Source organism: Pseudoalteromonas sp. 2CM39R, from assembly GCF_023161845.1.
On record NZ_JALNTM010000003.1, the window covers coordinates 517123 to 530487 of the forward strand.

Annotated in this window: 9 protein-coding genes; 4 read left to right on the plus strand and 5 right to left on the minus strand. The window is 39.6% G+C overall.

What is annotated here, in order from left to right:
- Window positions 1-32: 32 nt before the first annotated feature.
- Both MTF66_RS09580 and MTF66_RS09585 read right to left on the minus strand, forming a co-directional pair.
- Window positions 33-3206 (minus strand): glycosyl hydrolase family 18 protein, encoded by a 3174-nt coding sequence (locus tag MTF66_RS09580; protein WP_138621752.1) that lies wholly within the window; start codon window positions 3204-3206, stop codon window positions 33-35.
- Window positions 3207-3468: 262 nt separating this feature from the next.
- On the minus strand, window positions 3469-5973 hold the full coding sequence (locus tag MTF66_RS09585; protein ID WP_248527108.1) for a S8 family serine peptidase: 2505 nt from the start codon (window positions 5971-5973) through the stop codon (window positions 3469-3471).
- 572 nt (window positions 5974-6545) lie between these two features.
- Between MTF66_RS09585 and MTF66_RS09590 the strand changes: the two genes are divergently transcribed.
- Genes MTF66_RS09590 through MTF66_RS09605 form a run of 4 tightly spaced genes read left to right on the plus strand, consistent with a single transcriptional unit; the run spans window position 6546 to window position 9670 of the window.
- The gene (locus MTF66_RS09590; RefSeq protein ID WP_010389315.1) at window positions 6546-8048 is read left to right on the plus strand and encodes a curlin; all 1503 of its coding nucleotides are present in this window, start codon (window positions 6546-6548) and stop codon (window positions 8046-8048) included.
- Between the two features lie 40 nt (window positions 8049-8088).
- Complete coding sequence (locus MTF66_RS09595; protein WP_010389316.1) at window positions 8089-8481, plus strand: curli production assembly/transport protein CsgE; 393 nt, start codon at window positions 8089-8091, stop codon at window positions 8479-8481.
- Window positions 8475-8897, plus strand: a complete 423-nt coding sequence (locus MTF66_RS09600) for a curli assembly protein CsgF (RefSeq protein WP_010389317.1) — start codon at window positions 8475-8477, stop codon at window positions 8895-8897. The genes MTF66_RS09595 and MTF66_RS09600 overlap by 7 nt, the downstream gene beginning before the upstream one ends.
- Window positions 8897-9670 (plus strand): CsgG/HfaB family protein, encoded by a 774-nt coding sequence (locus tag MTF66_RS09605; RefSeq protein WP_010389319.1) that lies wholly within the window; start codon window positions 8897-8899, stop codon window positions 9668-9670. The genes MTF66_RS09600 and MTF66_RS09605 overlap by 1 nt, the downstream gene beginning before the upstream one ends.
- Window positions 9671-9702: 32 nt before the next feature.
- Here MTF66_RS09605 and MTF66_RS09610 read toward each other — a convergent pair whose 3' ends face one another.
- From MTF66_RS09610 to MTF66_RS09620, 3 genes are all read right to left on the minus strand, one after another.
- Window positions 9703-10392, minus strand: a complete 690-nt coding sequence (locus MTF66_RS09610; RefSeq protein ID WP_010389322.1) for a LuxR C-terminal-related transcriptional regulator — start codon at window positions 10390-10392, stop codon at window positions 9703-9705.
- A 110-nt stretch (window positions 10393-10502) separates the two neighbouring features.
- Complete coding sequence (gene treF / locus MTF66_RS09615; protein WP_138621748.1) at window positions 10503-12005, minus strand: alpha,alpha-trehalase TreF; 1503 nt, start codon at window positions 12003-12005, stop codon at window positions 10503-10505.
- A 15-nt stretch (window positions 12006-12020) separates the two neighbouring features.
- Window positions 12021-13259: a sugar MFS transporter gene (locus MTF66_RS09620; protein ID WP_138594315.1), complete on the minus strand. Its 1239-nt coding sequence runs from the start codon at window positions 13257-13259 to the stop codon at window positions 12021-12023.
- Between the last annotated feature and the right edge of the window lie 106 nt (window positions 13260-13365).

Genomic DNA, 13365 nt, shown 5'->3' on the forward strand with positions numbered 1-13365 from the left:
AAGCTCAGGCTTACCCCTCATTGTTTTGTAAATTACAGGCTACAACTTAAGATCCAATCAGCTGTTACACCCGGCTCAGAGGTTGTCCACCATTTGGCTTTGTACACTGCATTGTTATGCACCATTAGATCGCCGCCAGCAGCATGGCTTGGGTTGCCCGCCCAGTCAGTTTGAGGAAAGTTTGGATAAGCAGGTATCGTGGCTATATCAACTCCTTCACACATACCTACAGGATCACCTCCTCCGTTATCCGGATTGCCCGTATCATCACCTGGTGTTGCATCTGGTAGCATTGGGTATTCAGCTTTGAATGCGTAAGTTTTGCCATCTTTTTCAATGGTAAAGTTACTAGGCCCTGTAATTGGCATGTAGTACATAACTTGCGCATTCACAGTTGCACCAGCGCTAAAGTCTTTTGGCTGACCACCCCACTCATTGTTTAATGTGATTGAGAAACGGTGAAACTCGTTCTCATAACCACCAATGTTGTTACCGGCTGCGTTCGAGCCATTTACTTCTACAGCCATGCCCAGTTTTTCTTGTGCATTCCAGTTAGATTTAAAAATAGCGGAAGTTGATACCGGCACATCAAATGAGATTTTTGCACCACTTAAATCAAGACTTGAGTTATTAGTAAATGCAAACGTTGGGCTGATTGGGTAATTATCATCACCAATTGGGAAGTCTTTTGCTGTAAATGTGACATCTACTGCTTCAGCAGGCACTGTGAAGTTTGGATTTCCGCCATGCACATCATATGCAACACCGCTTTGATTAAACTTGTCGTATGCTAATGAAGTTAACGTAGAACCCATGAAGTACTCGCCTTTGGCTGAATCGTAGTCAAAGTCACCTGCCAGCTCCCAGAACATAATACCGCCAAGACCATTGTTGATAACGTAATCAACTTTTGTTGCCATTGACTCTTCATCTTCAATTGAAAGGAATACTTTTTTATCAGCGTTCCATAACCAAGGGGCTACGGCAACGCTGTCATAGTGACGAGTATAAGTACCTGTTAAGCGGTCATCAGCGTCTGTATCAGGTGTTAAGCCATACACGCCTAAATACGAGCCTACAATACCGTTTTCAAGGTTTTTAACATGCCATAATGGGTTTGAACCAGCTGGCATTTCTTGGCCTGCATCGTTCTTATCATGCCAAAGGTTATCAATGCCTAACGCACCATTACCGCATTTGTTTTTCTCACCTACGCCGGTACCTTTAGCGCAATCAGCTTGATTTGGTAGCGCCGCTTGGCCCCATAAACCGTTTGTTCCGCCTGATACATCTTTAAAGCCACGGGTGTAATAAGGTAAACCAATATTGATTCGACCCGCTGACATCGCACCACGGAAGTAACGCACTGCCCAATCAGTATTTAAATACCCAATGCCTTCAAACTCTTTGGTGCCGTATACATTCCATTGCGCAAGCTCTGAGTCTAACCCAGTATCAAATAATGCCGCGTTGTGACCTACGTGCGAGTTCCATGCGCCATGTAAGTCATAAGACATGATATTTACATAATCGAGATATTGAACCGCTTGGAAGGTTTCCATACCGCGCAGTAAATAACCTGAAGAAGGCGATGCAATCGTGAGTAAATAATGCTTACCCGCAGCTTCACCTGCACGGTCTAGCTCTTCACGTACTTTTTTCATTAGCACTTGGTATGAGGCATTTAAACCACCACGACGTGCATTAGAAATTGGGAAGTCATCAGGGTGGCCTGAGTCATTCATTGATGATGGATATTCGTAATCAATATCAACACCATCAAAGCCATATTTTTCGATAAACTCAACTGCACTTTGTGCAAATGCATTGATACCTGCATGGTTAACTGAACCATCAGCATTGGTGGTCATGGTGTAAAAACCACCGCTCGCAACACGGCCTGTTTCATCAAAGTAACCGCCGGTTTCAGCCCAACCACCTACAGATATGAGTGTTTTTACATCTGGGTGTTGTTTTTTGTATTTGTTTAACAGGTTAAAGTGACCTTTGTAGTTAAACTCTGGGTCCATTTCAGCGCCAACTACGCCCGGCCATTCCATATTAGTAGCAGGATTATTTACTGAAGTAGGATCGCCAATAGATACTTTGTTGTTTGCATCAACATGGGCAAATGCATAGTTGATGTGGGTGATTTTATCCCACGGAATATCGTTCACTAAATAACTGGGTTGACCATTAGCGCCATTACGCCAGCTAGTAAAGTATCCAATTACACGGCGTGGATGATCTGGGCCCATGATCTCACGGCCATCAGCGTCATAAATCGTACAGTAAGGCGTGTTTACACCGGGAGTTTGATATAAACCTTGGGGACGACAGTCAGTGCCCGTAACTGGGCCGGTATTTTCATCAACAACCGTTAATACTTTTGTTACTTGCGCTGTTGCACCGTCGTTATCTGTCACCGTTAGGGTGAAAGTTGCCTGACCAAGTGCCGTTGCTTGCCATGCAAAACTGCTCGCTGGTGAGCTTGATTGATGAACATCCACCCCGTTTGCTGCAAAGCTCAGAGCCGTTACTTGGCCATCACTATCAGTTCCAGAAAGTGCAAACACCACCTGCGAACCAACAACTAGTTGATCCGGTAGCGTGCTAAATGAAATAGCGGCAACTGGTGCTTGATTAACAGGGTCAACAATCACTGAATCACTTACACTTATCGTATTAACAACTTCAGCAGAGTTCGCGCCTTTATCGTCTGTTGCTACAGCACTAATTTGATGTTCGCCCGCAATAGCTTGCCAGTTAACACTAAACGGCGCAGTGTTATCAACCGCAATGGAAGTACCGTCTATAAAAAACTCCACACCTGCAACCGAGCCATCTGAATCAGTTGCTTGCGCCAAAATGACAACGCTGTCTTTATCGTTAAATAAAGAACCATTCCCAGGTGTTATCTCAGTAATTATAGGCGATTGATTATCATTGACAGCGCTGTCACATACATCCAAAAGTAACCAGTCTTGATATTGACCTGCATTCTCCAAAGGATTGGCTTGTGTCCACCACTTGGCTTCATAGGCATTATTTTGTGCCTTAACTTGGCTTCCTGCTGTATGAGTTTGCCCTAACTCCCATGCCGTTAATGTACTGCAATCAGTTGATGCGTATACATTTAAACTAAATGCACTTAGAGATAAGGCACTTAATTTGAAGGCATTTTTTATTATTTTCCGTGAGCTCATTTGCTCCTCCGCTTAGTGTGTTAAGAAATGCTATTGTCAGTTTCCATTTATGAAACTAGCATGAACAAAGTAAATATCAAGTAAATAAAGTGTAATTAATGAACAAAAAAAGCATTAATTAACTAATTAATAATATAAGACTAGTTATTTATACGTATAAAAATCCATTCATATACTAAGCTCAAATAAATGACACTTATCAATCGAGCATAAAAAAGCCCAGAAAACTGGGCTTGGTTTACATTAGGAATGTATGTTTTATTTAATTAAATGAAACCGTAATAATATTCGAACATACGTTTTCAGATACACATAACTGATAGTCGTATGCAGGTAATGTTGCGTTACGAACGTAGTCACGATAACGACCATTGTCTGATACGGTGCCTACTAGTTCACCATTTCGGTATAAGCTAAGTGACTCAGCACCCACTTCTTCCCAGTTTAACTCTACACGCATAGTATCAAGACGTGACTTATTAGCGCGTTTTAGACTCAACTCAATTTCAACATCACTCACAACAACTGTTTGTGTGAATGTATCTGAGTTGTTTTCACTATCTGTTACAGTTAGTTCAACTTCATAACTACCTGATTCAGCGTAGGCATGAACAGGGTTTGCATCAGTTGAAGTTGCACCGTCACCAAAGTCCCAGCTCCACTGTGAAATATCATCATTTGCATCACGACTTGTATCTACAAATGTTGCTGTTAAGCCTTGCGTATCAACATCAAAACCAGCGCGAGGCGGTTGAGGGCTTACTTCACCTATAGCACTAAATGTAAGTGACCAACCATTTATAGTGCCGGTATCTGAGCCTGCAGTATCTTCAACATGAAGTGTCCAATCACCTGTTGCAACTTCACCGTTAAATGCACTTGAGGTAAATGCTTTAACAATATCATCTTGACTACCGCCTTCATTGCTTTGCAATGTTACTTCATTACCTTGCGCTGAAATAAGTGTAAGTACTAAATCGCCAGACCAAGTATGCGAAATGTCTACATCAGCAGTGGTACCAAAAATAGTTAAATCATCGGCTACTGTTATGACAGAGCTTGCACCTTCCGGAGAATTATCTGGAATCGCAACACTTTCATCACTAGTGTAAGTAAAGTCGTTCAAACCAGCAGGTTGCAACATTAAGCTTACTGTTTGCTCTTTAACTTGCTCGTCTGTTGTCGCGGTTACAGTAAAGTCATAATTCCCCCACTGAGTTTCGCTATTAGTTGCCACTGTAAGTACAACTTCATCGCCTGGACGAGCAGTAGTTGCGCTTAGTGATGCATCAGCAAGATCAGCAGCCAAAGCCAGTGAAACGTCGCCATCCCATTGTGCAATTGAACCAATCGTAAAGGTATAAGTGACTGTATCACCTACAGTTGCTTGCTGAGAAACAGGCGATACAGATAATTTAAACCCAGGAGTTGGATCAGCATCAATCAGTGCTTGGTTTATATTTAGGCGTGTACCTGCAACCGTTTTACCATTTAATGCCGCATTAGCATCACCACTAGACATAAGTAATTCTTTAAGCTCTAGTGTTGTTAAATCAGGATTAACTGACAGTACAAGTGCAGCAGCACCGGCTACATGTGGCGTTGCCATTGATGTACCAGAGTAACTTGCATAGCCGCCACCAGGAATGGTTGATAAAATCGCACTACCTGGCGCGCCCATATCAACACTGGTTAAACCCCATTGTGAAAAACCAGACATATTGTCGCGACTATCTGTGCTTGCAATAGATAATACATTATCATTTTCATAATTAGATGGGTAATGAGGGTTTACATCGTTGTCTACAGCATCATTACCAGCAGCAGCTACAAATAAAATATCAGCTTCTTCACTGGCAGTAATCGCATCAGCAAGTGCTTGGCTATAACCACCACCGCCCCAGCTATTGTTTAATACACGAAGGTTAACACCTGAGTTTTTAAGGCCTACCATGTAGTCAATACATTTAATAGCGCCAGATGTAGAACCTGTACCATCTGCAGCTAAAAACTTACAACCTGCAATAGATACATCATGGTTTACACCTACAATTCCCACACCATTGTTACCACTGGCACCAATTGTACCTGATACATGTGTACCGTGGCCTTCGTCATCCATTGGGTCGCCAGCATCGGTAATCGCGTTAATACCGTGCACGTCATCAACATAACCGTTACCATCATTATCGATACCATCGCCAGCAATTTCACCGCTATTTACCCACACATTCGCAGCTAAATCAGGATGACTATAATCTACACCGGTATCAATAACACCCACAACAACATCACGGCTACCAGTTGAAATTGACCATGCTTCTGGTGCATCAATATCAGCATCAGCAGTGCCATCAGTTTGGCCTTCATTATTTAAGCCCCATAAATCTTCAAAGCGAGGATCGTTTGGTGTTGCTGCAATGCTCACACGATAGTCAGGCTCAACATACTCAATGGCTTGATGAGATTTTAAGCGCTCAATAGCTTCTTTAGCACTCATTCCAGATACTTTAAATTTAGCAAGACGACCAGAAAATAACGAAGTGAAGTTATCATCAACTTCATCGCTGTTTAAATCAGATATTTTTGCTTTAACTAAAGAGCGGGCTTGCTTCCGCATTTCTGGCGAAGCATTCTTTTTATATTTAACAATAATCGAGTCACTGCTCGCGGTTACTTTTTGAGTTGTACTGTTAGCATCAGGTAATTTAGCTGCAGCTAAACAAGGTAAAAGTGCAAGTGTAATAATAGATAATTTTGTTTTCATCGTTTTATCCGTAATTAAGTTAACTTAGCTTTACTAAGTAGAAAATTTACGTCTAAGAATTTAAGAAATCACGTGGCAAGCTTTAAGAAAACGGCTAAATAACGACTAACTCAAGTAAAAAAAGCAAAACAAGGTACAAAACCATCATTTTTAACTAGAAATATAGCGATAAAAACATAAAAAACATCCATTTTAATGAGCAAAACCCATAAACTTTAACATGCCATTAACCCATTATTTTTTACTAGATTTTACTGTAAATTTAATTCAACCCCAAAATAACACTTCAAGGCATTGAAAATAAAGCACTTTAAATACCATTAAAAAAGATGATTCAAAATAAGTTCATTGAAGAATACAGTGATTGAGCAGTTATGAATTAGGTAACGGTAAATTTACTTATTAAGTACAAAAAGCCGGTTTCTACTTTCATAATTAAAACGCACCTTACGTTTAAGAATAAAAAAGTTAATCACACATTATCACAGCACGGCATGCTGTAACGACAAACACCTTATTAAAACTCAATAAATAATCAAGGTGTTTAATTTTGTATTTCAAGGAGAATAATAATGAGACTAAATAAGTCAATTCTTAGCTGTGCTATTGCAATCGCAATGGGATCAAGCTTTGCTGTTCACGCCAACACGGCAGATAAAAATGTATCGACCTCACCTTTAAGCGCACAAGTTTCAATTCAAAGCGATTCAAACTCAATTACTTTAGAGCAAGTCCTTAACAATAATACTGCGGTGCTCATGCAAGACGGTGACAGTAACACCATGATTGTAGAAACCGTTGGTGAAAACAATACAAATGAAGTCACCCAATTACAGTTTGGCAATTACACTAAAGTAACGACCGTTGGCGACAATAACGATCAAGCCTATTTTCAAGATGGTACTGCAAATGGCGCATTAACAGAGGTTACAGGTAATAATAATAATGTTTACGTTAGCCAAAACGGTCAAGGCTTTTTAGTTAACAACGAAGCTATTAATATTGTAACTGGCGATGATAACTACGTTGAAGTAGAGCAAGGCTCTGGTGGACATTGGTTTTACAACATGGACATGCAAGGCAATGCCAATGAAATTACTGCTTTTCAAAGCGGTGAATGGAGTGAAGCCGAAGTATCAATGCTAACCGGTGATGATAATTTAATATACCTTAGCCAAGCAGGCTTCTGGAACACATTTAAAGTTACTTCGCTACAAGGCAATGATAACGAAATTGATGTTGTGCAAGAAGGTGACAGAAATGCGGTCACTTTTAATAATATTTCAGGTGATGTTAATGAAATTCTCGTTGAGCAAGAAGGCAATACAAATGCGGTTGCCTTCACTGATGTAGTCGGCAGTGAAAACAGCATTGATATCGACCAAGAAGGTACTGATAACGTAGCCGATTCGGCTTTGTTCGAAGGCCAAGGTAATGAAGTTGAAATTACCCAAGTTGATACTGAGAACATGGTTACTGCAGAACTTATTGGTGACAATAATGAGTTAAAAGCAAACCAAAATGGTGCATCTAACGAAGCATACATGGGTGTATTAGGCTCAAATAACGAATTTGATATTAATCAAATGGGAAATTTAAATTCAGCGCATTTAGCTAACTTTAATGGCTCAGACAATGACGTTAATCTAACTCAAGCCGGTGATGAGAATGCAATTTTAGTTCAGTCTTCTTACCCGAATATGGCATTAACATCTAACAATAATGATATCGATATTAACCAAACTGGTAATCAGAACGAGGCAATCGTAACTCTTGCTGGTATCTTAGATAGTAACTCAAACCAAATTGATATTGCCCAAAATGGCGACATCAACCTTGTGGATATGATGGTTGAAGGAAATGGTCATAGCGTTGATATTTCACAAGAAGGTATTGGAAACTGGGTTATTGGAACTGATGATTCAGCATTTTTACTCGGTGGTGAAAATGTAGCATTTAATGTTACTCAAACTGGTAATGATAATATTGTTGAAGGCGCTGTTATTGGTTTTAATAGCACTGTTTCTGTTACTCAATTGGGTGATGGCAATACAACAACAATTACACAAATGTAATTGATAAATGAGAGGGAGATTGACTCTCCCTTTTTTCTTTATGATAAAAACAAAACACACCTACTTACTTGCCGTTTTACTCTTTTGTTCACCAGTGGTAACGGCTGCTGATGACCTAGAGATAGATGGTTTATTGCTCGATCGTAGTATTAGTCGCTTTGGTCATCAGTTTTATTACGAATTTTCTAATTACTGGCGAGATCTCCCCTCTACCGCTGGCTTTAATATAGAGATTAAAGAAACCGTCATTCCAAAAGCAGGTACGAAATTAACCTTAATAATGAATAATCAAGTTGTTTATGCAACATACTTAGGGCGAAGACTAGAGCCACTTGATGAACGTGTAGAACAAGCTGTTTACACAGTTATAGACGCCATGGCGCGTTCCAATATGAAAGTCTCCTCTCCTGATATGGCATTAAATGGATGGTAAAAATGAAAAAAATAGCATTAACAATAATAACAACTTTAAGCTTTTCAGTCTCCGCTACTGAAATTATTTATACCCCTATTAACCCGAGCTTTGGCGGTAATCCACTCAATGCCAATATGTTACTTAGTAAGGCACAAGCACAAAATAAACATAGAGCACCGGTTGTCGAAAAAGGATACGCTGAGCAATTTCAAGACTCATTAGAGCGAACATACTTAAACCGTATGGTTAGAGAAATAACAGATATGGCCTTTGGCGAAAATATTGAAGACAGTATTTTTAACCAAGACTCTATATTTATGAGTGGTGATTATCAAATAGAAGTCATCACCAGCACAACCGACACAATCACTGTAAAAATAACAAACATAATTGATGACTCTGTGGTGATCATTGAAGTTCCGAGGTTTGGATAATGTATAAAGTAATTATAATAACAATCGCTCTTTCTCTTAGTGGTTGCTCTACTATGGGTAATTTAATTCCTCCATCAAAACAAAGTGCGGTAACGTTAGAGCCAACAGATGTTTTTTCTGATTTAAAAAGCTTACCTAAACCTGCGGGTAGCATTCCAGTTTCGGTTTATTCATTTCGCGATCAAACCGGTCAATATAAACCACAGACTAATGTTAGCTCGTTTTCAACGGCCGTCACTCAAGGTGCAAACTCTATTCTAGTGCAAGCATTACATGAGTCTGACTGGTTTACGCCGGTTGAACGTGAGGGTTTGCAAAATATTTTGACTGAACGAAAAATTATTAGAGCGGCACAAGCGACTAACCCTAGTCAAGGCGAGCTACCGCCATTAACCACCGCTAAAATTATTTTAGAAGGTGGCATTATTAGCTACGATACCAATGTAAAAACTGGCGGATTAGGGATGGAATACTTTGGTATTGGTGCCTCTGAGCTATATCGTGAAGATGCAATCTCAATTTATTTGCGCGCAGTCGATGTAAGAACTGGGCAAGTACTGTTATCAGTAGCCACCAGCAAAAAAGTATTGAGCCAAGAAATGCGAGCAGGCTTCTTTAGATATGTTAGTTACAAACGTTTAGCCGAAGCCGAAGCTGGATTTAGTGATAACGAACCTATGAGTATTTGCGTGACACAAGCCATAGAAAAAGCGCTTACTGATTTAATTACTAAAGGCATAGATCGAGGACTTTGGGCTAAAAAACAAGCTTAAAAAATAAAAGGCTATACATATAGCCTTTTCATTTAATTATCTAATGGAAGTAATACCGAAATATAGCGCTGTGCCCAATTTGCAAGCTCTATACGGTTACGCGATTGAGTCTTTTTAAACGCACTATAAAGGTGGGTTTTCACTGTGTGATCACTAATATTGAGTTTGTTCGCTATTTTATCGTTACTCGCACCCTGCGCTATTAATTGAATTACCGATTTTTCGCGTTTAGTTAAGTTTTCGTAATCCGATTTACTAAGTACTATGTCGTCGTGCAATAAATTGTGAGATGAGGCTGCATTTAATATATCTTTGAATGCACCAGAAATCACTTTACGAGTAAACCATAGCTCGCCATCGGTTATTCTTACAAGCGCTTTAAAAATATCCTCTGCAGCATCTGAGCTATAAAAAACACCATTGAAGTGGTTTAATAATAAGTTTTTCTCACATACAGCACTTGATTCAACATTAAATAAAATCACCTTATGTTGCTTAGCTAAACAAATTAATTCGGCAGGAATCAATGAGTGCCAATCTTTATCAGCACCATCGATGAGGAACAACTCAACATTATCTCGTTGCCCAATTTTAGGAAGCGCATCATCCATTTTAATATCTTTAAACAATACATTTAACGTATTTAAAACAGTAGTGTAGCTAGCTGCATAAGCAGAAGATTTAAACGTTGTTTTGATAAATGCACACTTCTTATTTAACATAAAATTCATCCTTGAAACGTTTATGTCACATTACCTAAATTAACTACAAAACACAATGCTCTTTTGGTATACCTTAGTAGTGGATTACTCTGTAAAGCAGTTAAGGCAAATCAACCTTTAGTAAGCATATAAAAGCGCGATGTTACACCGTTAGTCCAACCAAATCCTTGTTGTACTTGATATTCCCCCCCGCTGGCTTTTTTTTGCGGTGTGCATACGTTATATTTTTCGAGCAAGCATTTATTTTCAATAAAGTCTTGTTCTACCATTGTTAGCCAGTTTTTCATTATGCGTGTAGCTAATTGTTCAATACCATAATTACGCAAGCCTTTTACCGCAAACCATTGCAATGGAGCCCAGCCATTCGGGCTGTCCCATTGCTGTGGAGTATCAACAACAGTGGTTACAATGCCGCTTGCTTTTAAAAACTGCTCGCTCAATACGTTTGCAACCAGTTCAGCTTGCTGTTGCGAGGCTAAATTAACAAAAAGCGCGGTACTTGCCGCTGCACTTAAAATGACAGACTGGCTAGATAGCTTATGATTATAGTCAACAAAAAAGCTCTGCTCACTACTCCAAAGATATTGATTAATAAGCGACTTTCTTTTTACAGCATAGTTGCTGTACGTTTGTGATTGTTGCTCATTGCCAAGCAATTTAAAACATTCACTAAGCTGATTTTCTAAATTGTACAGTAGGCAATTTAGATCTATAGGTACAATATCTGTTGTTTGAATTGAGCTTAATAAATTTGGCTCGGCTAACCAGCGCGAGCTAAAATCCCAGCCAGACTCGCATGCGGCACGAATATTACGATAAAACTCAGGTTTTTTATCATCACTAAACCCTGATGCAAGCGCTAAGTCTTCTCTTAATGACTCTGCGCGAGGAGCCGCCTCATCATCCCAATAGCGATTTAATACCCCACCACATGGCATTGTTACCACGCGTTTTACACTTGTTTGCGCATCATCGAGTGTATCTGCTCCTTGCATCCAAAATGCGTGCTCTTTTCTTAAAGCTTCAACACACAATCTAAGCCAAGCTAAATTATGTGTTTTACTGTGAGTGTGCTGCCATAAAAGATCAACCATCAGCGCTAAAATAGGCGGTTGTGAACGCGATAAATAATAACTGCGGTTACCATTGGGAATACAGCCGTAATCATTAATTAAATCTATAAAATTCTGTAGCATGTCTTCTACTACATCACTTTTATCTGCATCAATTAAACCCAGCGCAGTAAAATAACTATCCCAATAATAAATTTCTTGAAAACGTCCACCAGGTACAATATAGCTGTGCTTTAAAGCGAGTAAAGAATTAGCTTTGGGTGTATCGGCTTCACGTCGAAGGCCGCTCCACAGTGAGTTTATGTAGCCTTTTACACTGGTGGTATTTGCAGCCGCTTTCATTGTTAATAAAGGCGTTGTTATAAAATGCGCATCAACAAAGTCTCTTAATTGAGTTTTATCAAGGGGTGCTATTTGCTCATACTGTATACAGGCACTTTGCCAATCAACACGCGCGGTTGCATCAGCAAACGTTTTACAGTCGCTAAATATGTGCTGCGACTGTACATCTTTAAATAATTGGCTATTAAAAAAACTCATAACTGTCCTAATCTATTAACTATTGACTGCGTGTTGTGAAATGGCATGGGTGCGTTTTTTAAAAATAATCACGCTAATAAAAATTAAACTAATGGGCACAAGTGAAAGATAAAAAGCATGCTGGCCACTAAAGTGCTCAAATACATACCCGGTTATCACCGACCCTGTGGTGCCACCAAGTGCTGAAAACACAACGATTAACCCTGTCATTGCAGCATGTTGATGCTTTTGAAGCGCACTGAGCATGACTGAGTTGAGTACCGGATAAATGGGCGCCATAAAAAAGCCAATTAATGGCAAAACAAACGCCGCCAGAGGCGCATCAAATAAACTATTCACCTCGCTTTTAGGTAAGTTTTCCGTTAGTGGTAAGGTAATAATGATCAATGCAGCCATAGCAACTAAACAACAGCTAAGTACTACAAACCAATGAATATGCTTTAATACTTGGCCCGCCACTAAGCGCCCTAAAGCAAGAGCTGCGGCAAAAATACTCGCTAGTTGTATACTAATAGCTACTGGTAATTGCAAAACTTGATTATTAAATGTAGGCAACCAAGTCCCTACCCCTTGCTCGATTAACACATACAAAAATGCACTAATAATAAAAATCAGCACTAACGGTTGATAGGTAAGTTTGAGCATAGCAATAAAGTCATTCCAACCCGAGTTGCTTCTTTGACCTTTGATAGCAGGCTTTATTGGTGCTATCACAACACTAACAACCACCAAAAGCGTAAGCGCTGCTAATAGGTAATAAACATTCAACCACGCATTGCTATCAACAGGGTCTATAAATGCGGTGAATACCCAATAGCCACTTAATACACCCACCATAAAAATGCCTTCTATGGTGTTCAGTAATGATGAGTGACTATTTGCATCCTCAGTCACTTGGCCAATAATTGAATAAACCGACACCTTAACGACCGCAAAACCACAACCCACAGCAGCAAATAACACTTTAAACATGTAAAAGTCACTTATTACAGCCGTACTCAAACACGCTATAGCGACAACTATCAGTGCTAGCAGCATTGCAAGCTTGTAGCCTAAACGTGGTATAAATGAAGCAACAACAAATGACATTATTGCAATTGATAAGTCTTTAAACCCCTCTAAAACCGAGGCTTCGGTTTTGCTTACTCCTAGTGTGTTTATAGCCTGCAAAATAACAGTGCCTACGCTATTTAATAGTATTGCGAAAATAAAATAGCTTGCAGCAATTGCCAGTGTGATTTTTATTTTACTCATTGCTTGCCTCGTTTATAGCTACATACGCCATAACTTTTATAAAGCAAATTACCCATAGCTGGTAAATTACCGTGTGTGTTAGTCAGTAAATCCAGAGTTTAGTGTA